This window comes from Saccharopolyspora sp. NPDC000995 (assembly GCF_053599315.1).
The window spans coordinates 1-21,279 of record NZ_JBSFLZ010000122.1 but is presented as its reverse complement, the minus strand read 5'-3'; the positions used below and the strand labels follow the sequence as shown (position 1 = coordinate 21,279).

General features: G+C 66.2%; 20 protein-coding genes and 1 pseudogene. 7 read left to right on the top strand and 14 right to left on the bottom strand.

Translation table 11 applies throughout. From position 1 onward, the window contains the following. Positions 1-34: 34 nt before the first annotated feature. Both ACWDKQ_RS29075 and ACWDKQ_RS29070 read right to left on the bottom strand, forming a co-directional pair. Positions 35-202: a hypothetical protein gene (locus tag ACWDKQ_RS29075; protein ID WP_450141960.1), complete on the bottom strand. Its 168-nt coding sequence runs from the start codon at positions 200-202 to the stop codon at positions 35-37. Positions 203-312: 110 nt separating this feature from the next. Further along, positions 313-735, bottom strand: coding sequence for an SDR family NAD(P)-dependent oxidoreductase (locus tag ACWDKQ_RS29070; RefSeq protein WP_450141959.1), 423 nt, complete (start codon positions 733-735; stop codon positions 313-315). A gap of 166 nt (positions 736-901) precedes the next feature. On the opposite strand from ACWDKQ_RS29070, the gene ACWDKQ_RS29065 reads away from it, so the two are divergent. Continuing rightward, entirely contained in the window at positions 902-1,972 is a 1,071-nt protein-coding gene (locus ACWDKQ_RS29065; RefSeq protein WP_450141958.1) for an LLM class flavin-dependent oxidoreductase, read from the top strand. A 3-nt stretch (positions 1,973-1,975) separates the two neighbouring features. Further along, positions 1,976-3,109, top strand: a complete 1,134-nt coding sequence (locus tag ACWDKQ_RS29060; RefSeq protein WP_450141957.1) for a hypothetical protein — start codon at positions 1,976-1,978, stop codon at positions 3,107-3,109. Between the two features lie 112 nt (positions 3,110-3,221). Here ACWDKQ_RS29060 and ACWDKQ_RS29055 read toward each other — a convergent pair whose 3' ends face one another. The 4 genes from ACWDKQ_RS29055 to ACWDKQ_RS29040 form a co-directional block, all read right to left on the bottom strand. Then, on the bottom strand, positions 3,222-4,307 hold the full coding sequence (locus ACWDKQ_RS29055) for an alcohol dehydrogenase catalytic domain-containing protein (protein ID WP_450141956.1): 1,086 nt from the start codon (positions 4,305-4,307) through the stop codon (positions 3,222-3,224). Between the two features lie 73 nt (positions 4,308-4,380). After that, entirely contained in the window at positions 4,381-5,826 is a 1,446-nt protein-coding gene (locus ACWDKQ_RS29050; protein ID WP_450141955.1) for a dihydrolipoamide acetyltransferase family protein, read from the bottom strand. 23 nt (positions 5,827-5,849) lie between these two features. Then, entirely contained in the window at positions 5,850-6,851 is a 1,002-nt protein-coding gene (locus tag ACWDKQ_RS29045) for an alpha-ketoacid dehydrogenase subunit beta (RefSeq protein ID WP_450141954.1), read from the bottom strand. Continuing rightward, the gene (locus tag ACWDKQ_RS29040) at positions 6,848-7,819 is read right to left on the bottom strand and encodes a thiamine pyrophosphate-dependent dehydrogenase E1 component subunit alpha (RefSeq protein ID WP_450141953.1); all 972 of its coding nucleotides are present in this window, start codon (positions 7,817-7,819) and stop codon (positions 6,848-6,850) included. The genes ACWDKQ_RS29045 and ACWDKQ_RS29040 overlap by 4 nt, the downstream gene beginning before the upstream one ends. Before the next feature lie 321 nt (positions 7,820-8,140). Here ACWDKQ_RS29040 and ACWDKQ_RS29035 point away from each other — a divergent pair, with 321 nt between their 5' ends. Beyond that, positions 8,141-8,797, top strand: coding sequence for a TetR family transcriptional regulator (locus ACWDKQ_RS29035; RefSeq protein WP_450141952.1), 657 nt, complete (start codon positions 8,141-8,143; stop codon positions 8,795-8,797). An 11-nt stretch (positions 8,798-8,808) separates the two neighbouring features. Here ACWDKQ_RS29035 and ACWDKQ_RS29030 read toward each other — a convergent pair whose 3' ends face one another. The 3 genes from ACWDKQ_RS29030 to ACWDKQ_RS29020 are packed head-to-tail and all read right to left on the bottom strand — an operon-like array spanning position 8,809 to position 11,840. Then, on the bottom strand, positions 8,809-9,567 hold the full coding sequence (locus ACWDKQ_RS29030; protein WP_450141951.1) for an enoyl-CoA hydratase/isomerase family protein: 759 nt from the start codon (positions 9,565-9,567) through the stop codon (positions 8,809-8,811). Next, complete coding sequence (locus ACWDKQ_RS29025) at positions 9,564-10,796, bottom strand: acyl-CoA dehydrogenase family protein (RefSeq protein WP_450141950.1); 1,233 nt, start codon at positions 10,794-10,796, stop codon at positions 9,564-9,566. Before ACWDKQ_RS29025 ends, ACWDKQ_RS29030 begins: the two co-directional genes overlap by 4 nt. A gap of 18 nt (positions 10,797-10,814) precedes the next feature. Next, a complete protein-coding gene (locus tag ACWDKQ_RS29020) occupies positions 10,815-11,840 on the bottom strand; it encodes a phosphotransferase family protein (RefSeq protein WP_450141949.1) in 1,026 nt (341 codons plus the stop codon). Positions 11,841-12,001: 161 nt separating this feature from the next. Here ACWDKQ_RS29020 and ACWDKQ_RS29015 point away from each other — a divergent pair, with 161 nt between their 5' ends. Beyond that, positions 12,002-13,273 carry a bifunctional 3,4-dihydroxy-2-butanone-4-phosphate synthase/GTP cyclohydrolase II gene (locus ACWDKQ_RS29015; RefSeq protein ID WP_450141948.1) on the top strand — a complete coding sequence of 424 codons (1,272 nt, stop codon included), beginning with the start codon at positions 12,002-12,004 and terminating at the stop codon, positions 13,271-13,273. Positions 13,274-13,316: 43 nt separating this feature from the next. After that, positions 13,317-14,087, top strand: coding sequence for an SDR family NAD(P)-dependent oxidoreductase (locus ACWDKQ_RS29010; protein WP_450141947.1), 771 nt, complete (start codon positions 13,317-13,319; stop codon positions 14,085-14,087). A gap of 4 nt (positions 14,088-14,091) precedes the next feature. Here the strand turns inward: ACWDKQ_RS29010 and ACWDKQ_RS29005 are convergent, their stop codons facing one another. From ACWDKQ_RS29005 to ACWDKQ_RS28985, 5 genes are all read right to left on the bottom strand, one after another. Next, positions 14,092-15,003, bottom strand: a complete 912-nt coding sequence (locus tag ACWDKQ_RS29005) for an alpha/beta hydrolase (protein ID WP_450141946.1) — start codon at positions 15,001-15,003, stop codon at positions 14,092-14,094. Between the two features lie 20 nt (positions 15,004-15,023). Continuing rightward, the gene (locus tag ACWDKQ_RS29000; RefSeq protein WP_450141945.1) at positions 15,024-15,770 is read right to left on the bottom strand and encodes an SDR family NAD(P)-dependent oxidoreductase; all 747 of its coding nucleotides are present in this window, start codon (positions 15,768-15,770) and stop codon (positions 15,024-15,026) included. Further along, positions 15,770-16,942: an LLM class flavin-dependent oxidoreductase gene (locus tag ACWDKQ_RS28995; protein WP_450141944.1), complete on the bottom strand. Its 1,173-nt coding sequence runs from the start codon at positions 16,940-16,942 to the stop codon at positions 15,770-15,772. The genes ACWDKQ_RS29000 and ACWDKQ_RS28995 overlap by 1 nt, the downstream gene beginning before the upstream one ends. Before the next feature lie 74 nt (positions 16,943-17,016). Beyond that, positions 17,017-17,511 (bottom strand): hypothetical protein, encoded by a 495-nt coding sequence (locus ACWDKQ_RS28990; RefSeq protein WP_450141943.1) that lies wholly within the window; start codon positions 17,509-17,511, stop codon positions 17,017-17,019. Positions 17,512-17,619: 108 nt separating this feature from the next. After that, the gene (locus tag ACWDKQ_RS28985; protein WP_450141942.1) at positions 17,620-18,252 is read right to left on the bottom strand and encodes a TetR/AcrR family transcriptional regulator; all 633 of its coding nucleotides are present in this window, start codon (positions 18,250-18,252) and stop codon (positions 17,620-17,622) included. A 242-nt stretch (positions 18,253-18,494) separates the two neighbouring features. Between ACWDKQ_RS28985 and ACWDKQ_RS28980 the strand changes: the two genes are divergently transcribed. Both ACWDKQ_RS28980 and ACWDKQ_RS28975 read left to right on the top strand, forming a co-directional pair. After that, complete coding sequence (locus tag ACWDKQ_RS28980; RefSeq protein ID WP_450141941.1) at positions 18,495-20,048, top strand: MFS transporter; 1,554 nt, start codon at positions 18,495-18,497, stop codon at positions 20,046-20,048. 265 nt (positions 20,049-20,313) lie between these two features. Continuing rightward, positions 20,314-21,165 (top strand): annotated as a pseudogene (locus ACWDKQ_RS28975) (IS5 family transposase). Positions 21,166-21,279: the final 114 nt, after the last annotated feature.

The window sequence follows — 21,279 nt, the reverse complement described above, 5'->3', positions numbered from 1 at the left end:
GAGTGTGAAACCGTGCTGGAGCCCGGTTTCACACTCACGACCCCCCAGCCTCGCGCCCACACCTCCCGCAGCGAGCGCGCCCACCCCGACGCGGGCGCACGTGCACCACCACCCGCTCCGCGGTCTCGTCGAACTCCACATCCTCGATCACCGTGCGCCTGTCGTCGCCCACCACAGCACGCCATAAACTGGTCTTCGGCACGCCGATCTCCGTCCCCTCGGTTCCTGACTCTCGACAAGCCAGAAACCTAGACGAAGCAACGGCGTGCCCCCATCTCCGGGCCCAAAACCCCAGCTCATGCCACCCACGGATCAGTCACAAGAGCCCAATTTTCCCAATCCGTCACGCCGCAAGGCGGGCAGCACTCGGCGCGTGATGTCCATGGCACCGAGCAAGTTCGTCTCGAGCACATGTCGACATCGCTGCGCGGACAAGTCCTCGAAGAACGCTGTCGTGGTGTATCCGGCGTTGTGCAACACGGCCGTCAGGCGACCACCGCTCGCCTGGAGAACCTGCTCTACCGCCCGGTCGCGCGACTCGTCCGAGGCGACGTCGAGTTCGACCACCTCGATGGCGGCCGCAGACACACCGGCAGCCTCAGCCAAGGCGTACAGCCGATCCTGCTTGCGCACGTTACGCATCGATGCGAACACACGCCACCCGCGGTGGGCCAGCATGACCGCCACCTCACGGCCGAACCCGCTTGACGACCCGGTGATCAGGATCGACTTCATCGGCACTCCACTCGACTCCACCCCTTGACCGAGAAGTCGGCCAAAGCACGATCCGCCAAGGTTGCGGAGCACGGAAATGGGCGCGGATAGCCGGGCGAGGTTGAGCCCACGACGGGGCATGCGCTATCTTGAGCAAGCGCTTGGTACAGAAGGATGGAGACTGCGAATGGGACCGCTTCGGGTGGGCATGGGGTACGAGCTCGAGGTGCGCGGGCGCTCGCGGCAGATCGAGCAGCGCTCCTTCGAGAACGTGCTCGAACAGGTAGTGCTCGCCGATCAGCTCGGTTACAGCACGGCATGGTTCGTCGAACACCACTTCACCAAGGGCTTCTCGCACTCGTCCGCGCCCGATCTGGTGCTCGCTGCGCTGTCGAGAATGACCGAGCGAATCAGACTCGGGTTGGGGGTGGTCCTACTGCCGTTCCAGCACCCCGTCCGCACTGCCGAACGTGTTGCGACACTGGACATCCTGTCCAAGGGGCGGGTCGAGTTCGGTACCGGCCGCGGCGCCTCACCACTGGAGTACCAGGCGTTCCAGCGGCCGTTCGAGAAATCCCGGCAGCTGTGGGAGGACAACCTCGACACCGTGCTGCGGATCTTCGAGGCCGACGGCGCACCGGTCACAGCGGAACACGAGTACTGGAGCGTGCCGGACGTCGGCGTCTACCCCCGCCCCGTGCAGACCCCGCACCCGCCGGTGTGGGTGGCTTCCACGAGCCTCGACGGCTATCTGCAGGCGGCCAAGCGGGGCTACAACCTGCTCGGCATGACAATGCTGAAGGGCCTCGACGACGTGGCCGAAGACATCGCGGCCTACAAGAAGTGCTTGGCGGACAGCGGTTTCGACCCCGACTCGCGACGGGTCGCGCTCATGATCCCGTGGCACGTCGCCGAGTCGCGCGACGCCGCCTACGCCAACGCCGCCGACGCCATCATGTGGTACATCCGGCGGCAGGTGAACCTGGTGGCGCCGCCCGATTACTTCGATGCACGACATGCGACCCACCGCATCCTGGGGCAGGAGGCAGCGGGGCAGAGCGGCGAGGACGCTTTGGAGACGTTACGCGAGCACCACATGATCGTCTGTGACGACGTGGAGGGTTCCCGCAAGGCGCTCCAGCGCCTGCACGAGGCGGGTGCCACCGACCTGATCTGCCAGTTCCAGGTCGGCGGGCTCGCACAGGAGCACGTGCTGAACACCATCTCCCTGTTCGCCTCCGAAGTGGCAGGACTGTAAGACATGACAAACGTTGCACACGGCGAAGTCAGCACCCAAGCGCCGCATCGCTGGGTCCACCGGTCCAATGCGAGCACCACCCTGTTCAAGCCGGCGCAGGCAACCGGACTACTGCTGGGCTCCCCCACCGCGGACGCGGTCGTGCCGTTGTCCCCGGAGGACGCGGCGGCAGCGTTGCGGCTCACCGCGGAGACGTTGACGGCCGCAGGAGTCGATCAGCGCGACCGCGTGGTCGTCGCACTCAACAACGACGGGGACCTTGCCGGCGCCCGCATCGCGGAAGCAGCCGCTCAGATCGCGGAGGCAGCCATGAGCGTCGGCCCGCGCGGCCGGATGCGCCTCCTGCAAGTGTTGGAAAGCACGCGTGCCAACGTCCTCGTAACCACTCCGACCGGGGCGGCTGACCTGCTTGCCCGCTTGCACATGGAGTTCCTGGTCGATCCGCTCGACCTCGAATTCCGGCTGCTGATCGTCACCGGTGAGATCGCGAACGACAAGACCTACCGGCACTTGGCCGCCGAATTCGGGGCGACGGTCCTGGAGCTCTACACAGAGCCGCTGACCGGAGTGCCGGTCGCCCACCGCGACACCGGTCTCGGAAAGCGGATCGCCACGGCCACACCGGGCCTGCTCGCGCTGGCGGCGCTGGACCGGGACGAGGTGATCGACGCTGGAAAACCGGGCGCGCGCGGCGAAATCGTCGCCCTGCATCACTGGCACTCGGAACTGGCCTCGATCGCGCTCCGAACGGGCCACGTCGCCGAAACCGATGACACCGGCGCCCTGCTCACGCCCGCGCACACCATCGGAGACGCCATTCTGGTCCGTGGTCGATGGCTGTCGATAGATGCCCTGACCAAGGCGCTGCGCAAGATCGACGGCATTACCCGATGGCAGTTCGAGGTATCCCGCAAGGGCACGCTCGACGCCGCCACTCTCACGGTGAGCTTCAACCGGGACAGCTTGATCCGGAACGGGATGTGGAAATCCCGCATCGAACAGGCACTGACCACACTCACACCGGTCAAGATCGCCGTGGAAGTGGACGAACACATCCGAGAGGAACCTGCCGCGCCGGAGATCATCGACCACCGGGACGGTCAGCACCTCGGCACCGATCGAGCTCGGGTGCAGTAACAGCCGCCTGTCGCGTCCCGAGGCCAAGCGCCTCAAAAAGGCGCTCGGGGGGCGTCAATAGACATTCAAGAGGGGGAAACAGTGCGCGTAGCGCTGTTTCCCCCTCGACGTTTTACGCGGGCAGAATGCCGGGTTCGGTGATGTCGTGCCGTACCAGGACCTTCACGTGGTCGATCCGCCGTGCGTCGTCGGGACGGAGCGCCTCGAACACGTCCCGGACCGAGTCGAGGCCCGCGTAGCCCGTGACGACGGACGCCACATCGAACCTGCGCTCCACGATGTGCTCGAACATCCGGCCGAAGGCCACGTAGCCCGCCTCGTCCGGTCCTGGTCCGCCGACGAACTCCAGGGACGCGTTCTTCAGGATCCCCACGACCGGACGGATCGGATCGGGCAGCATCCCCGCACCCACGATCAGAATCCGGGTGAACCTCGGCGCCGTCGCCATCAAGTGATCCAGCAGCCCGCGGGCGCCCGATGCCTCGAACACGTGCAGTGTCAGACCGGGCTCGGCGAGCTCGCGCCACACCTGGACCGGATCTTGCTCGAACGGGTTCACCACCGCGTCCGCACCGATCGATGCCGCGATTTCCCGTCGCCGCGCCGACGGATCGGATGCGACGACGGGGTGCACACCGCGGTGCACGAGTTCCACCACACTGCCGAGACCCACTGGTCCGCATCCGGTGACCAGCGCACCTACCCCGGGCCTGGTTCGCGCCCGCAGCACGGCGTTCACACCGGTGGCCATCGGCTCGGTGACAGCGGCGAGGATCGGCGACTCCGACTCGGGAATCGCCAGATGTCCGTAGGCTTGGACGACCACGCGCTCGGCCAACCCGCCCGGATACTCCTCGCAGTAGCCAACCGTGCGCGGCAGGCCGTCCCGGTCGACGACAGCCGGCAGGACCACGAGGTTCTGGCCGGAGTGGAACTCCTTCACCCCGTCACCGGTGGCCAGCACGCGGGCCGTGAACTCATGTCCCAGCACAAGATCGTGGTCGGGCTCGAATATCTCCCCTGGCACATCCGCGTCCTCGTGTGCCTGCAGGAAGTCCGCCGTGTGCTGCCAGGCGGACAGGTCGCTGCCGCAGATGCCCACCGCCAGTGGCTCCACCAACAATTGACCGGGCCCCAGCACGGGTTCAGCCACATCCGCGACGGCGATCTTTCCCTTCCGGAGAACCGCAGCACGCATCGGAATCCCGTCCCTTCGTCGGTTGGGCCGGTCGGCGGGCAGGTGACGATCGGCTGCCCACCGACCGGAGTCGTTACAGATACGCCTCAGCGGACCACTGTTCGAGCTTGCCTTGGAGCGACCGCAAGGCGCGCAATGCCTGCGCACCGTCGAAGGCGCGGTGGTCGAAAGTGAGGCCCAGCCGCGCGATCGGCCGGATCGAGACGTACTCCTCGCCAGTCTGCGAGGTCACCACCACCGGTGTTCGGATGATCGCGGGCACACCCAGCGAGGCGACCTGGGGCCGGGTCAGGATCGGTGTGGCGGTCACGCCTCCGACACTGCCGGAATTGCTGATCGTGATCGTCCCGCTGGCCAGGACTTCCTGGGTCACCTGGCGGTTCTGGACTCGCGCGGAGACCCCGGCGATGGCATCGGCAAGGCTGAAGATGGTGCGAGTCTCCGCGTTGCGCACGACCGGAACCAGCAGTCCCTGTGGCGCATCCACCGCGATTCCGAGGTTGATCGGCCGCCACCGCAGCAAGTGCGTGTCCGTGAAGGTCGCGTTGAGGTCCGGATGCTCAGCGACCACCGCACACAGCGCTCTCGCGATGAACGGCAGGAAACTCAGCTTCGCCTCACCCCGGGCGATCCGCAGCTCGTTGAGCTCGGACCGAGCCTGGACCACGGCGGACATGTCGACATCGACCTGCGCGGTGACCTGCGGAGCCGTGGTCACCGATTCCAAAAGGTTGCGGGCGATCGCTTGTCGCTGCGGGCTGAGCGCGACCGCCTCGTGGGCCACTGACTCGTACCCGGTCGGCGAGCCGACGACCCCAGAACCGCGAGCCACTGAGGCCGCGGTCGAGACCGCGGCCGGAGCAGGGGCGACGGCGAGGTCGGACGTCGACGCGACGGCAGCGGCTTCCACATCCTTGCGGGTCACCCGTCCGCCAGGCCCGGTTCCGTTGACCGTCTTCAGGTCCATGCCCAGTTCCTTGGCCAGCTTCCGGACCGGAGGCGTCGAGGGCACGCGACGCGGCTGGCCGGGCGTTTCCTGGACTGCGGAAGCCGGAGCAGGCCACCACGCCGCTTGCAGCACGAGCGAGGCGCCTTCCGGGAGATCGACGGCCGCGACGGGGACGGGCATCGACCGCGGGGCAGCGTCGGCAGCGCCTGCCGGTTGACTGCTGCCATGGCCGTTCTGCGGGAGCTCGACCAGTGGTGCGGATTCCGACGCAGTTCTGGGAAGTTCTGCGCTTTGACGAATCGCCTCGGCGATCTCCTCCTCCCTGGCGTCGAGCGGCGCAAAGCGAGCGATCACCGCGCCGACCGGAACCTCATCGTTGACCGCGATCAGCTGGTCGATCAGGACACCCGATGCGGGCGAGGCGATCTCGGTGTCCACTTTGTCGGTGGACACCTCGCACAACGGATCCGACTCCGCGACGCGGTCGCCGGGTGAGACAAGCCACGCGGTCAGCAAGGCACGCTCCACCACTCCCATGTGCGGCATGTGGACATCGAACAGGGTGGGCATCTCGGATCTCCCGGGTTGCGTGGTCATTCGCGGTGCAGGCGGCGAGCCAGTTCGACGATGTCGGTGACGCTCGGGAAGCAGTGGTCCTCCAGGAACCTGCTGGCGGGGATCGGAGCGTCGAGCGCACCCAGCCGGGCGACCGGCGCCTGGAGAAGGGAGAAGCAGCGTTCCTGGATCACGGCGGCGATCTCCGCACCCGGCCCCGCAGTGCGCGGCGCCTCGTGGACGATCATGGCGCGGCCGGTATTGGCGACGGAGGCGACGATCGCCTCGTGGTCCAGCGGCACCAGCGTGCGCAGGTCGATGACCTCAAGATCAATCCCTTCGGCTTTCAAGGTCTCGGCCGCCTCCAGGACGCGCGGCACCATGCAGCCATAGCTGATCGCCGTGATACCGGCACCGGGCCGCGCGATGGAGGCCCGTCCCAGCGGCACAACATAATCCGGGTCGGCGGGTACCGGGCCGCGTTTGAAGTTCAGCTGCTTGCTCGGGTAGTACAGCACCGGGTTCGGGTCGCGGATGGCCGCCTTGAGAAGCGCTTTGGCGTCGGCCGGATTGGACGGGACGACTGCCTTCAATCCCGGGAAATGCATCGGCAGCATCTCCATCGATCCCGAGTGCTCGGGCCCGGCGCCGCCACTGGGGCCGATCGGCATGATGATGGTCGCGGGCAACTCGAACCGACCACCATGCATGTGCCGCCACTTCCCCAGCTTCTGGAAGATCTCATCGCCCGCGATCAGCCCGAAGTCGGCGAAGCCGAGTTGCACGACCGGACGCATGCCCGTCATGGCGGCGCCGGCCGCGGCGCCCACCACGAACGCTTCGGTAATTCCGATGTTGCGGATGCGAGCGGGCCCGAACTCCTCGAAGAGGCCTCGCCCGCCGCCGAAGAATCCGCCCAGGGCGACGTCTTGGCCCATCAGGAAGACGGAGGGATCGCGCCGCATTTCCTCGGCGAGCGCGGCTCCCTGCGCCGCGTCGTAGCTCAGCACCTTGGTGCCGGCCGCGGATTCCACACTCACACGAACACGTCCTTCAGAATTACGGAGGGGTCGGGGTACGGTGCGGCCTCGGCTTCCTCCAGCGCGGCGGCGACTTCGTCCCTTGCCTGCTTGAGGATCCGGTCTGCGTGGGCAGGGTCGAGACGGGCCCGCATGATCTCGACCGGATCGCAGTAGTCGGCGAGAAAGTCGGCTGGTCGGTACTGCTGGGCGTCGCCCTCCCAATGCCCGCCGACTCGGGTCACCGTTGCTTCGATCAAGGTGGGTCCCTGACCTGCTCTGGCCCGATCAACCGCCTTCGCGACCGCCTCGTACATCTCGAGTGCGTCGTGCCCGTCCACGACCTCGCCTGGCACGCCGTAGGCAGCGGCCCGCTCGGCGATCGTCTTGGTCGGGCTCACCTCCTCGAACCTCGTCGAGACCGAGATTCCGTTGTTCTCACAGAAATAGATCAACGGAAGCCGCCAAACCGACGCCTGCAGAAGCGTTTCGTGGAAGGTGCCGCGAGCCGCGGTACCGTCGCCGAAATTAGCCAGGGCAACCTGATCGGTGCCACGGAGTTGCGCCGACAGCGCGGCACCCGCGGCGATGTGGTAGACGCTGCCCAACGTCGCGCCCTCCCCCATGATGCCCAGCGAGGCATCGGCCCAATGCGGCACTCCCGCGCCTTTGCCGCCGGCAGACCCGGTGACCTTGCCGAGCAGGTCGCCGATGATCGGGCCCAGCGCCATCCCCTTCGCCAGCGGCCATGTCGCACCGCGGCCCTGGTAGAAAAGGTAGTCGTCCCGTCGCAGTGCCGCTGCCGCGCCGGCGGCAGCGCCCTCCTGACCCTTGCCCGGGTGCCAGTAGCCGGCGAACCCGTGATCTCTGATGTGGACGGCGAGCGCGTCCTCGACGGCACGGGCGCGCGCGATGACGGTGAAGAGGGAGACGACCAACTCCTCGCGAGGCGAGCCGACTTCCCGGTCTTGTCCGGTCGGTTCGTTCACTGTGCGTCCTCCGGTCGTATGGGTTGCTTGCCGCGTGATTGCCATCTGCACCAAGCAGAAAGGACAGCTCCACTACTTCTTTGATCAAAAAGAGCACCGCGAGCGATGCGACGGAATGCGCGAGCGCTCAACGGACCGTGGTGGGTGCACTCTGAGCGGATTTGATGCCGTCACCGGGGACCTCCGCGTCATTGCGGGACCGGCCAACGGCTCGAACGGCCGTGGCTTTGACCACAGAGCCTAAACAGATCAACTGATCGAATCAAGTGTTCGATTCACTTGCTCGATAGACTGGACGCGTTCGCAACCGAGGGAGGACCGATGGCCCGGCGCAGTGGACCGCGGGACGGCGACGCAACGCGTGCCGCGCTGCTCGACGCCGCCGCGAAGCTTTTCGCCGAGCAAGGGGTCGACGGCGTGTCGATCCGGGCGGTCAACTCCGAAGCGGGACTCGCTCCGGCCGCCGTGCACTACCACTTCGGTTCGAAGGACGCTCTGCTCAGCGCGCTCTTGCTCCGCGACGGCGACCCGGTGCGGAACCGCATCCATGCACTCGCCGAGGAGTGCGCGGCGGAGGAGGCGGTGCCCACTGCCCGGCAGTTGGTCGACCTGCTGGCCGTTCCCTACCGCGAGCTAATCGAACGTGACGCGGTGCGGGCCTCCCGATGGCTCGCGATCTGCGGGCAACTCAGCCTGGCGCACGACGAACGACTGCTTGGCACCTCGCCGGCTACGAACGAACTGTTGCTTCGCCTGGTTGCCAGGGCCTATCCGGATGTCGTGCCGCACGAGCAGGAACTGCGTTGGTCCATCGCGGTGAACACGCTCATCGTGATGACTGCACGCTGGTCGGCAGCAGCAGCGAGGACGCCAACCGAGAATGCCGAACGACAACTGGAAGTGCTGACCGAGTTCGTCGCGGGCGGGCTCGATCATGCGATGACGGTGGCTCGGCGGAAGAAGTCCCTCCGACGGTGACCTGATCCCGGTCAGCGCGTGACGAACGCCTGCATTGCTGCCTGCGTGTCCGGCGACGCAGCCAGGGTGGCGATCGTGCGCGCTTCCTCGGCGAGGTGGTCCAGCAGGCCTGTTTCGGCTGCGCTCCGGATCAGGCGTTTGGTTTCAGCGAACGCCGCCGCGTCACCTGCGGCCACCTCGGCGGCGAGTTCCCTTGCGGTCGCCTGGAGCAGATTGGGCTCCACCAGTCGTGATACCAGGCCCCAGTCCAGTGCCTCACGTGCGGAAACCGTGCGATTGGTCAGTGCGAGGTCCATCGCGCGGCGGGCACCGATCAGCCGAGGCAGGAACCACGAGCCGCCGCAGTCCGGCGATAACCCGATCGCGGTGTAGGCCAGCCGGAACTTCGCCGACTCCGCTGCCAACACGAGATCTCCGGTCAAGGCGAGACGGACCCCGGCCCCGGCCGCAGCGCCCTGTACCGCAGTGATCACCGGCACCGGCGCCTGGGCCAGAGCCGCCACCGCCTCGTGGGCAGTGGTGGCGACGGCCCGCAGGTGACTCGCGGTTCCGCCACCGCGTCCGGCGAAGTCATGCAGGTCGCCGCCCACGCAGAAATTCTTGCCCTCCGCGCGAACGAGAACGCACCGCACGTCCTCCGCATCCACCGCCACAGCGGCATCTCGCAGTTCGGTGGCCAACCCCAGATCGACCGCGTTACCTCGCCCGCCGTCGGCCAGGACGATCACCAGGACGCCGCGGTCGCGCTCGACCCGGACGCGCTCGGTCATGACAGTTTCCCCTCGCTCCAACGGTGGCGGTAGCGTGCAAGCTCTCGTCGCGCGACCACCATCCGGTGGACCTCGTCAGGTCCATCAATGAAGCGCATCGTCCTGGCCTGCACCCACAACTCCGCCAGCGGCGTGTCCTGCGACAGCCCGGCCGCGCCGTGCACCTGAATCGCCTTATCCAGCACCCACTCCGTGACAGCGGGGGCTGCGACCTTGATCGCGGAGACCTCGGTGCGCGCGGCCTTGGCTCCAACGCGATCGATCACCGACGCGGCGTGCAGCACCAGCAGCCGCACCTGGTCGATCCGCACCCTGGCTTCGGCGATCCATTCCTGAATCACTCCCCGTTCGGCCAGAGTCCGACCGAAGGTTTGTCTGTCCAGAGCGCGCCTGCACATCAGTCCCAGGCCACGTTCTGCCATGCCGACCATGCGCATGCAGTGGTGGATGCGGCCAGGACCCAACCGGGCCTGAGCCATCGTGGCGCCCGTGCCCTCATCACCGAGCAGATTCGCCTTCGGCACACGGACATCGGTGAACTCGATCTCACCGTGGCCGCCACTGGCCGAATGGGTGTAGCCGAACATGTGCAGGCCACGAACGAGACGCACACCGGGGGTGTCGGCGGGAACCAGCACGATGCTGTGTCGTGACCGGGGCTCAGCCTGCGGGCTCGACACGCCCATGACCACGAGCAGTCGGCAATCGCTGCTCAACGCGCCCGTCGACCACCACTTCCGGCCGTTGATGACGTACTCGTCGCCGTCCGGCGAGATGCGGGTGCCGAGGTTTCCCGGGTCCGACGAGGAGACGTCGGGCTCGGTCATGCAGTAGGCCGAACGGATCTCGCCTGCCAGGAGCGGATCGAGCCACCGCTTCTTCTGTTCATCGGTTCCGAACGTGGCCAGCAACTCTATGTTCCCGGTGTCCGGCGGTGCGCAGTTGAGCGCTTCGGGAGCGATGGCCGGGCTGCGCCCGGTGATTTCGGCCAGCGGAGCGTACTGCACATTAGTCAGGCCCCGCCCATGTTCGGGGTCCGGCAGGAAGAGATTCCACAGCCCTCTGCGGCGAGCCTCACTCTTGAGCCGCGCCATCACCGCGGGCCGCTCCCAGTCGACGTCGACCGCGTGATCGGCGAACTGGGTCTCGGCCGGATACACGTGCTCATCCATGAACGACAGCAACGCTCGCCGAAGCTGCTCGGTGCGGTCGTCGAAGGTGAAATCCATGACTTGAACCTGCTCCGTTCACATCTGTGCGAGCCCACGTTCCACCAGCGGCTCCACCATCGCCCCGATGTCCGTGAAGCCCGCACCGACAGTGAGTCCGTTGGTGTGGCGGTAGTGGATGCCCTCCAGGATCACCGCGAGCTTGAAAAACGAGAACGCTTGGTACCACGTGAAGTTCGTCAGGGGCAGACCGGACCTCTCCTCGTAGCGGGCGGCAAGCCGGGACCACGACGGGTAGCCTTCGTGCGCTCCGGCCGTGCCCGCGATCGGGTTGTCGATGCCACGCCATCCCTCCCAGAACAGGTAGACCAGTGCGACGTCTGTCAGCGGATCACCCACGGTGGACATCTCCCAGTCCAGGACTGCACGCAGCACGGTGCCGTGCTGCAGGCCGAAAACCATGTTGTCGAGCCGGAAGTCACCGTGCACCACGCACGCTCGGTGGCTGTCCGGTACGTCGGCCGCGAGCCGGTTCGCCAGTTCGTCGAAGCCAGGAACGTCACGGGTTCGCGACGCGGCCAGCTGGCGGGACCACCGCCGGAGTTGCCTCTGGAGGTAGCCGGACGGACGCCCGAAATCCCCGAGCCCGACGGTTTCCGCGTCGATGCGATGGAGCTGGGCCAAGGCGTCTACGTAGGCCGTGCCTATTGCCCCGCGTGTGGCGGTCGGCACCGTGGCGAGGTCGGCGTCACTGCGGAGAATCGATCCCTCGACGCGGTCCATGACGTAGAACCGGGCGGACGGCTCCTCGACGGCCAGCAAGATGCCGGGAACCGGGAACCCGGCTTGCCGGAGTGCCCGCTGAACGCGGACCTCTCGCGCCATGTCGTGCGCGGTTTCCAGCACATGCCCCAGCGGCGGTCGCCGCAGAATCCACTCCGACTCGCCGTCGCCGAGCACGAACGTCAGGTTGCTGCGACCGCCTGCCAACAGGTCCAGCCGCAGCGGACCGGCAGGGGTAAGACCAGCGCGCTCACGCAACAACCGGGCGACGAGATCGAGATCGACCGCACCGTTGTAGTCCCCGACCATCGAGCTCACCATCCGCCTGCTCCTCACCTCGAGATCGATCTCGTGCAGGCAAAACTATTCGATCGCATATTCAAATCATCTGATCGGATCAGCCTCCGGTCAAGACCCGAGCGGGTTGACAGACTCAGGGCGACGATCCACAATTAACAAGCAAGCGCTTGGTTGGAGGAACTATGACGAGGGAATCCACCGTGGTCGCGTTGCGCGACGACAGCGGCTTCGACACCGTGCCGGACGCGATCATGGCACTGGCTCGTGGCGGCATCGCGGTCGTTGTCGACGACGAGGACCGCGAGAACGAAGGTGATCTGGTGATGGCGGCCGAGTTCGCCTCGCCCGAATCGATCGCGTTCTTCGTGCGGCACACATCGGGATTCCTCTGCGTGGCAATGCCCGCCGAACGCGCCGATGAGCTCGACCTGCCCCCGATGGTTCCCCCGGCCAGCAATTCGGAAGCGCTGACAACGGCTTTCGCGGTCTCGGTCGATGCCCGCGACGGCATCAGCACCGGCATTTCGGCCGCCGACCGTGCGCAGACCACTCGCCTGCTGGCCGACCCATCGACGACGGCCGCCGACCTGAACAGGCCCGGCCACGTGATGCCGCTGCGCGCCCGCCCGCAGGGCGTGCTCGAACGGCCCGGCCACACGGAGGCTACCGTCGACTTGTGTCGGTTGGCCGGGCTCACGCCGGTCGGTCTGCTGTGCGAACTCGTCCGCGACGACGGCTCGATGGCTCGACGTCCTGATTTGCTCGCCTTCGCCAGAGTGCACGGACTGCCGGCCATCACCATCCGCCAGCTCATCGCCTTCCGGCGCAAGCACGACGCGGCGGCGGCGTTCAGCACCAGCAGCCGGATACCGACCCCGTTCGGGACGTTCACGGCGCACGCCCACCGCGGGGCCAACGGAGTCGAGCACCTGGCGCTGGTCATGGGCGACCCCCGCAAGCACCCCGCGCCCCTGGTACGAGTGCACAGCGAGTGCCTGACCGGGGACGCGTTCGGCTCGCTGCGGTGCGACTGCGGCAGCCAGTTGCAGCACTCGCTCCGTGTCATCGCCGATGCAGGCACCGGCGTTCTCGTGTACCTGCGCGGGCACGAGGGGCGGGGAATCGGCCTGGCGGCCAAGATGGCGGCGTACTCGCTCCAGGAACAGGGCTACGACACGGTCGACGCCAACCTCGCCCTCGGCATGCCGGTGGACGCGCGTGACTACGCAGACGCCGCTGCGATCCTCGCCGACCTGGGCGTCCCGCGCGTGCGGCTGCTGACCAACAATCCGGCCAAGTTCGACGCGCTGACCGAAGCAGGCATCCAGGTCGTCGAACGTGTCGCACTCCCTGTCGAAGCGACCGCGGAGAACATCTCCTACCTGCGCACGAAGAGTCGACGAATGGGTCATGTCATCGACGGCCTGACCGGTGCGGCAACCATCGTCGGTTGAGCAGACCCGTGCCCTGTACAGATCCATTCGAAGGTGAGATGGGATGACAGACTTCTCCGACCGCCCTGGAGCCGCGCTGATCACGGGCGGAACCGGCGGCATCGGTGCGGCAATCGTGCGAGTGCTGGCCCAGCGTGGCAGCGATGTCGCCTTCACGTACCGCGCCAACCGGACTGCTGCCGAGGAGCTTGCCTTCGAGGTCGAAGGCCTGGGACAACAACCTCTGGCGCTGCGGCTGGACTTGACCGACGAAGCGGCCACCGACGACGTCGTGGCGAAGGTGGCGGACACCTTCGGCGGTATCCACACCGTGGTGTACGCGGCGGGCCCGCATGTGCCGATGGTGCATTTGAGCCGGGTCACCCCGCAGCAGTACCGCGCCCAGATCGAAGGTGACGCGGTCGCGTTCTTCAACCTGGTGCACGCCGCACTGCCGAAGTTGCGGGAATCCGGTGGAAACATCGTCGCGGTGACCACCGCAGCCACCCGTCGTTTCCCGGTCCGTGACGGGCTGTCTTCCGGAACGAAGGGTGCGGTCGAGGCCGTGGCGCGCGCGCTGGCTGCTGAAGAGGGTCGATTCGGGGTTCGGGTGAACTGCGTCGGCCCTGGGATGCTGACCGACGGCATGGCCGAGCGACTGATCAGCTCCGGTGAGCTCGACGAGTCGGCGCTCGAGGTCACCCGCCGCAACATCCCCCTGCGCCGCTTCGGCGATGCGATGGACATCGCCGAAGCAGTCGCTTTCCTCGCGTCGGACCGCGCCGACTTCATCACCGGCCAGTCGCTCGACATCGATGGCGGGTACTGCGTTTGAATCGTCAGCTCTGACCCGTCATCCGGCGGAAAACGTCTATCAGTTCGTCCCGCAGCCGCTTGCTGATCACCGCTCCAGGCTGCAGCGCAGTGAAGGCGTGCGGAACTTCCGGAACGACATGGAGTTCCGTCGGCACGCCGGCAGCCTGGAGTCGGAGTGCGTATTCGATGGCTTCGTCGCGGAGGCAGTCGACCCCGGCCGCGAGCACGTACGCGGGAGGAAGCTTGGAGACGTCGTCGGCCGCGGGCGGGGAACCGTAGGGCGGCGGATCGGTCCGCGCGGTCCCTAGGTAGTGCTCCCAGCAATGGAAGGCATCGGTGGAGTTGAACACGGGCGCGTCCGCGAGCGTACTCATAGACGGCCCGCTCATGGTGGAATCGAGGAACGGGCACAGCAGGACCTGTCCGTGAACGGCAGGCCAGCCCTCATCTCGGGCGCGCAAGGCCACCGCCGCGGCGAGTCCGCCTCCGGCACTCTGGCCCGCCACGACGACGGGCCCCATCGGATACGAGGCGGCGATGTCGAGCAGCACCGCGTAGCAGTCGTCGAGGCCGGCCGGATACGGATCCTCCGGCGCCAACCGGTACTCCACCGACATGACGACCGCATCGGCACCCACCGCCAGCCTGGCGCAGAAGGGCTCATCATCCTCCGGATCACCGACGCAATACCCGCCACCGTGAATCCACAGCACCACCGGCGCCTCATCACCGACGTCATCCGGGACGTAGCACCGAACCGGAATCTCGTGACCACCCACACCGGGCACTTTCTGGTCCTCGTGAGACACCCCTTCCGGCCACGGCACCGGCGACAGCTCGCGGCGTGCCTCGGCCGCGATCTTCCGCTGCGCGGCTGGGTCGATGAACTGCGGTGGCGGAAACGCCACCAGGAATTCAGCAAAATCCGGGTCCATCGATCGGATCTCCCTTCGTCTCAACCTGTTCCGGTAGCTCCGCCATCGACGACGAGCTCCGTACCCGTGAGGTACGAGGATTGGTCACTGGCGAGAAAAAGCGTCGCCTCGGCTACCTCGGTCGCTCGCCCGGCACGACCCAGTGGCGTGCCCGCCCAGTGCGCGGGGTCGGCGAGCACCTGCGGTGAAACGTTCCGTTCGAGCATGGGGCCTTCGATCGCGCCCGGCATCAGGCAGTTCACGCGGATGCCCAACTCGGCCAGCTCCACCGCGGCCACCTTTGTCAACCCGCGCAGCGCCCACTTGGTCGTGCCGTAGGCGGCGTGGCCGGGATAGCCGGTGAGCCCGGCGGTCGACGAAATGTTGATGATCGAACCGCCCCCGCCTGACGCCATTCGTGGTGCGGCGGCCCGGATTCCGAGGAACGGCCCGCGCAAGTTGACGGCGAAGATGGTCTCCAGCCCTTCCACCGTCTCCTCGATCAGCGGTTTCGTCCAGTACCGGGCGGCATTGTTCACGAGGACGTCGAGGCGACCGTGCTGCTCGATGACGTCGTCGAGCACCGCTTGCCATGCGAGCTCGTCCGCGACGTCGAGGAGGGCGAACTCGACGCCCTCCCCGCACGCGGCGGCGGTGGCCCTGCCTCTGTCCTCGTCGACATCGGCGATCAGCACCCGCGCGCCCTCCCTCGCGAAGACATTGGCTTCGGCAGCCCCTTGATCCCCAGCACCGCCGGTGATCAGCGCGACCTTTCCGGCAAGGCACATCAGGCGTCGGCCTTCCGGCGCAGTTCCTTCTCCCGGAAATGCGGGATCACTTTCTCACCCCATTGCCGGATGGTCTCCATACACACTTCCTGAGGGACGGTTCCCATCTGGATCAGGCACAACACTTCGTCCACGTCCACGCGCTCGAGCTCGGTCACGTAGTCGATGGCGGTCTCAGCCGTTCCGTAAGCGTGATCGATGTTGAAGTTCGCGTACGCCAGTGAACGTTCCGAATACTGCGGCAGTTCGCCGCGGTCATAGGCTGCGGCGCGTTCATGGGCCTGCTTGCGCATGAAGGCGATGTTGTCGTCGTTGACGGTGTCGCCGCCTGGCGGCTGCTCCCCGCCGAGGTGCCAGTAGCCGATCGACTCGCCGAAGAACCGCTGTCCTCGTGCGCCGATCTCCTTCGCCCGTTGCCCGTCGTCGAGCACGATGGTCGGGCACAACGCGACGAACTGATCATTGGTGTGATCGGAGACGAGGTTGTCTCCCGTTCGTGTCTCGCAGCGCTCGCGGTAGATCTTGTGCTGATGCGCGACACTGTCGATGCCGGCGAACCCGAAGATCAGCGCGCCGACTCCCAGGTCGGCCGAGTGCACCACGGTGTCCGGCTTCGTGCTCGCCAGATACAGGGGGGGATGTGGCCGCTGGATCGGTCGGGGCAGAATGCGTAATGGCGCGTTGCCATCGGGAGCCTTCAGGTCCAGCAATTCGCCGTGCCACTCGAAGCTGTCCGAACGCCAGGCAGTGCTGATGATGCGCAGCGCCTCCTCGACCTCCGCCGCCGTCCTTTTCGGGTCCACATTGCACATCGCCGCTTCCTGCAGCGTCCCGCCACGCGCCGCACCGAGATTCAGTCTTCCGCCGGACAACACGTCGAGGAACGCAGCACGCTCGGCAACCCTGGTCGGGTAGTTGTAGTTGAACGGCATGCACACCGCCCCGTGACCGATCCGGATGCGCGAGGTTTTCGCCGCCACCGTGGCTAAGAACAGCTCAGGCGCCGACATGTGGGAGTAGTGCTCGAGCCCGTGATGCTCGACCGCCCAGACGCCGTCGAAGCCCATTTCCTCGGCATATATGGCCTGTTCGATGGAGTCGAAGTAGATCTGCCGTTCCCGTTCCGGGGTCGGATCGGCAATCTGCGCTTCGAAAATCATCGAGAACTTCACACCATCACCTCAAGGTATACACTAGCGCTTGCTTGGCTGGAGGTAATTTGACCCACCATTGGACAGGGCTGAGATCAGGAGACACGCAAGGCGAGACGAATTCTGGCCAGCGCTCGGACCCGTTGCCCAAGGAGGGCGAGGCTCACGGACAGAGTGACGTCATCGAGCTCTCCGCTGCCGACATCGGCCGCATCCACGCAGATCCCGCTGCCGACGACATAGCCACCGAGGCCACGCACGGTGCGCCTTGCCCAAACAAGATTTCGGGCCGTCTGCACCAGATCATGCCCGACTGCGATGACACCAACCGGCCTGCCGCACATGCCTCCGCGACCGAATCGGTCGAGGCCATGCACAACAGCCGGGGGCGGGGCGTTGCCCGCCCAAGACTCCAGTGCCATTAGCAGGCCGTCCGGCGCGTCGGCGACATGCGCCGAATCATCGCCCAGTGCGGCGGACAACAGGAGCGGAAGAGCAGGCGACTCTCCGAGGCGTACGCCCGCGATAAGGATCTCTGGCGCCAAAGGCGGCGCGACGGAAGGGGGTGCGATACCGAGACTTGCGGTCATGGCCATCTCCCACGGCTATGTAGGGGACTGGACCGATGTAACCCCCATCACCAGGGCTAGTCAATAGACTCTGAGTCTAGTTATTGACCCAGCGATCTCTTAACCGATTCAACTGGACGTTCCTCCCGGCTCCTCGCACCCCAGGGCCGCGCTCCACATGAGCGCGAGGACCGAGACGATCTCGCCGCGGTCGACGTCCCAGCCGTGGTGCATCGACCAGCGCAGGAACAGTTGCTGGAGCTGCGAGAACAGCACGATCGCCCGCGCCCGAGCCTCCCCAGGGCTCCACCGGCCACTCTTCTGCAGCGCGGCGCCCAGTAGCTCAATGTCGCGCTCGAAGCTCACCTGTTGCCTCTCTCGCACCGCGGGCTCCAGCAGGGCGGCCTCCGTCGCGGCCGCCGACGCGGCACCGGTGCGTTCCCACACCTGCACCGTGCCCTCCAGCCACGCCCGGACCTTCTCCCGAGTGGGCGCCTCAGCCAGTTCGACCAGAGCGGCGTACACGGGTTCGTACTCGGCGTCCAGGCGCCGCAGCGCCTCGATGACGACGTCGGCCTTCGACTTGAAGTGCAGGTAGAAGGTCGCCCGGGTCGTGCCGGCGGCGGCGGTGATGTCGTCGATCGTGGTCGCGACGTAGCCCGAGGACGAGAAGCACTCGACCGCCGCCTCCGCCAACCGGGAACGAGTGAGCTCCCGGTGCAACTGGCGCACAGTGCCGCGCCGCTTCGCTTCCTGCCCCATCAAGACCCCCTGCGCCCGGCTACCGACCCGACGCTCGATCCGACCAGCGTTCGAGCGCCCGTTTCGATCTCAGGAAAGCAAAGCAAGCATTTGACCACAACCCACGTCCCGCGCCAGCTTCACGGACGAGCATTGACGGCGCACGTGACGGGGCTTACATTGCCCACCTGAAAGCCAAGCGCTTGCTTGGCTTCTCCACAGGTGCCAGGCACCGGGGCATCCCACCAGAACCAGGAGAGCCCATGGCCCATCCACATCAGACCACCGACCGGAGCGTCCCCGCCGAACTGGACGCCGGTCGGCTGGCGAACCGCAGCACCGGTCACTGCCTGTTCGTGCTCGTCGTCATCACGTTCCTAGCCGAAATCGTCTCTTTCGAATTCACCTTCGTCTATCCGGCTCTCGGCGAAATCGCCACGATGTACCAGACGACGAGCATCGGGTGGACGCTGACGCTCGCGAGTTTGGTCGGTGCATCCATCACCGCCACGGTCGGCAAGTTGTCCGACATGTACGGCAAGAAGCGAGTCATCATCGTCATGGCCGGGGTATTCGCCCTCGGCTCAGTTGTCTGCGCGGTCGCCCCGACCTTCGAGGTACTGCTCCTCGGCCGAGTCCTGCAGGGGGTCGCAATCCCGATCAATGCGGTGAGCTTCGGTCTCGTCCGCGACGTCTTGCCCAGGCGGCTCGTACCGCTGGGGCTCGGCGTCCTCTCCTCCGGCGTCGGCATGGCGAGTGTCGCCGGTCCGTTGCTCGGCGGTGCGTTGATCGATGCGTTCAGCGTGCACAGCATTTTCTGGTTCCTCCTCTTCTACGGCTTGGTGTTCGGACTGCTGCACCTTCTCGTGGTTCCCGAAACGCCGGTCCGCAACCGGCAACGACTCGATATCGGCGGGGCCGTCACGCTGTTCGTATCCATCGGGCTCATCCTGCTCTCGGTCAGCTACGGACCCCAGTGGGGCTGGGGCTCGTGGAAGACCCTGGCGGCTCTGGTCATCGGTGTCGCCGCACTTATCGCCTTCGTCCAGGTCGAGCGCAGCGTCGCCGAACCGTTGATGCGCATCAGTCTCCTCAGGCGTGAGGCGGTCCGGCGCACGCTCCTGGTCGGCTTCCTCGGCCAGTTCCCACTCGCCGGGTTCGCGTTCCTCAACCCGCTCATGCAGCAGAGCCCTCGCCTTCCGGGCAACGACCACGGTCTCGGCCTGAGCGCGTTCAGGCTGGGCGTGGAGGTGACGCTCTTCCAAGGGGGCTTCGCCGTCATCTTCGGGATCATCGGGGGCTGGCTGTGCAGGCGATGGAGCCCGCGCCTCACCGCGATCCTCGGGTGTGCCGCTCTCACCGGCGCTACAGTGCTGCTCGCTGTCGCACACGGTTCGTTGTGGCAGGTCCAGATCATGGGCGCCTTGGCCGGCGCAGGCACGGGCTTGTACTACGCAGCGACGAGCAATCTGCTCGTCGAAGCAGTCCCGGCTAAGGAACAAGGAATCATCGCGGGGATGCAGGGCATTGTCGCCGGCGTTTCCGCGTCGGCAGCGAGCGCGCTGCTAGGCACGGTGCTGGGGCTGTACCTCGTGAGCTCCGATTCCGCGACCGGCATCATCGTCTACGGCACGGCCGGGTTCCAGATATCGCTGGTGACGTGCGCGATCATCGGTGCGGTCGGCGTCCTGTTGGCACTGCGCATGCGGCATGGCTGTGTGCCGGCGACCGGCGGGGTCGACCCCGACGCAGTTCCGACTCCACGCGACGCGAACACCAAGGCGTCTCCGCGAACGATCGGCGACGCGGTCGGCTAAATGCGGCGGACGCAGGTAGGACTCGCCGAAGGCCTCGGCGAGTCCTACCTGCGTCCGCGAGTTCTGCTTTCTACGCCAACGAAAACTAAGGTCCGCGACGGCCCGGCCCTTTGCGGTGGCGTGCGCGGCGCATGCCGGTCCCGTTCCGAGGAAGCAGGGCCGCGATGCACTTGGCCCACGGGTGACGCGAGCCGTAAGAGGGCATTTGATCTCGTTTGATGTCGATCTGTCCGTTTCAGATAGCACCTGATAGTTTGATCAACTTGTGAGTGTCCAGCGCGCGTACCCCAGCGACCTGTCCGATGCCCGATGGGCGTTGATCGAGCCGAGGTTGACGGCATGGCGTGCCGCGCGGCGCGGGCCGGGCGTGGCGGCGAGGGTGCATGACCTTCGTGAGATCGTCAACGCGATCCTGTACGTGTGCCGGACCGGGATCGCGTGGGCGTACCTGCCGCACGACTTCCCGCCCGTACCAGACGGTATATGACTACTATGCGAAGTGGGATGTCGACGGCACGACCGAGACCCTGCATGGTCTGCTGCGCCAACAAGTTCGTGTCGCGAAAAGGCGCGAGGCGACTCCGACTGCGGCGATCATTGACTCCCAGAGTGTCAAAACCCGTGCAATGTCGGTGAGTCCAGTCAGGGAATTGATGCAGGCAAAAAGATCAAGGGGAGGAAGCGGCACATCGCTACCGATGTGTTGGGACTCTTGCCTGTTGTGATCGTCACGGCTGCGTCGGTGCAGGATTCCACTGGCGGGAAACAAGTTCTGGATCATCTGGCTGCTGAGCATCCAAGCGTGTCGAAGACGTGGGTGGATGGCGGTTACAACACGTCCGTCATATCTTATGGTGCGCAACGAGATATCGAGGTCGATGTCATCAAACGCCCTACTTCCAAGGGATTTCACGTGTTACCCCGCCGCTGGGTAGTGGAGCGCACCCTGGGCTGGCTGATGCAACACCGCCGACTCGTGCGTGACTATGAGGCCCTGCCCAGGCGTTCACGCACGATGGCCCTCTGGGCGATGACTAACATAATGAGCCGCTCGCTGGCCGGAGAATCCACCCAAACCTGGCGAAACGATCCACGCAAAATGGGTATAATAGCCTAAATAGAGATCAAATGCCCTCTAAGAGTTCCTAACAAAGAATTTTGATGTGTCGGTAGCAGATTATGCAGGTGGCCAGGCCGAGGAACGCCTCGTGGATGTCGTCGCGGCGCTCCC

Excerpts from the sequence above, each read along its gene's own strand:
- ACWDKQ_RS29070 (WP_450141959.1), bottom strand. The coding sequence starts at position 735 with ATGAAGTCGATCCTGATCACCGGGTCGTCAAGCGGGTTCGGCCGTGAG.
- ACWDKQ_RS29065 (WP_450141958.1), top strand. The coding sequence starts at position 902 with ATGGGACCGCTTCGGGTGGGCATGGGGTACGAGCTCGAGGTGCGCGGG.
- ACWDKQ_RS29060 (WP_450141957.1), top strand. The coding sequence starts at position 1,976 with ATGACAAACGTTGCACACGGCGAAGTCAGCACCCAAGCGCCGCATCGC.
- ACWDKQ_RS29055 (WP_450141956.1), bottom strand. The coding sequence starts at position 4,307 with ATGCGTGCTGCGGTTCTCCGGAAGGGAAAGATCGCCGTCGCGGATGTG.
- ACWDKQ_RS29050 (WP_450141955.1), bottom strand. The coding sequence starts at position 5,826 with ATGCCCACCCTGTTCGATGTCCACATGCCGCACATGGGAGTGGTGGAG.
- ACWDKQ_RS29035 (WP_450141952.1), top strand. The coding sequence starts at position 8,141 with ATGGCCCGGCGCAGTGGACCGCGGGACGGCGACGCAACGCGTGCCGCG.
- ACWDKQ_RS29030 (WP_450141951.1), bottom strand. The coding sequence starts at position 9,567 with ATGACCGAGCGCGTCCGGGTCGAGCGCGACCGCGGCGTCCTGGTGATC.
- ACWDKQ_RS29025 (WP_450141950.1), bottom strand. The coding sequence starts at position 10,796 with ATGGATTTCACCTTCGACGACCGCACCGAGCAGCTTCGGCGAGCGTTG.
- ACWDKQ_RS29020 (WP_450141949.1), bottom strand. The coding sequence starts at position 11,840 with ATGGTGAGCTCGATGGTCGGGGACTACAACGGTGCGGTCGATCTCGAT.
- ACWDKQ_RS29015 (WP_450141948.1), top strand. The coding sequence starts at position 12,002 with ATGACGAGGGAATCCACCGTGGTCGCGTTGCGCGACGACAGCGGCTTC.
- ACWDKQ_RS29010 (WP_450141947.1), top strand. The coding sequence starts at position 13,317 with ATGACAGACTTCTCCGACCGCCCTGGAGCCGCGCTGATCACGGGCGGA.
- ACWDKQ_RS29005 (WP_450141946.1), bottom strand. The coding sequence starts at position 15,003 with ATGGACCCGGATTTTGCTGAATTCCTGGTGGCGTTTCCGCCACCGCAG.
- ACWDKQ_RS29000 (WP_450141945.1), bottom strand. The coding sequence starts at position 15,770 with ATGTGCCTTGCCGGAAAGGTCGCGCTGATCACCGGCGGTGCTGGGGAT.
- ACWDKQ_RS28990 (WP_450141943.1), bottom strand. The coding sequence starts at position 17,511 with ATGACCGCAAGTCTCGGTATCGCACCCCCTTCCGTCGCGCCGCCTTTG.
- ACWDKQ_RS28985 (WP_450141942.1), bottom strand. The coding sequence starts at position 18,252 with ATGGGGCAGGAAGCGAAGCGGCGCGGCACTGTGCGCCAGTTGCACCGG.
- ACWDKQ_RS28980 (WP_450141941.1), top strand. The coding sequence starts at position 18,495 with ATGGCCCATCCACATCAGACCACCGACCGGAGCGTCCCCGCCGAACTG.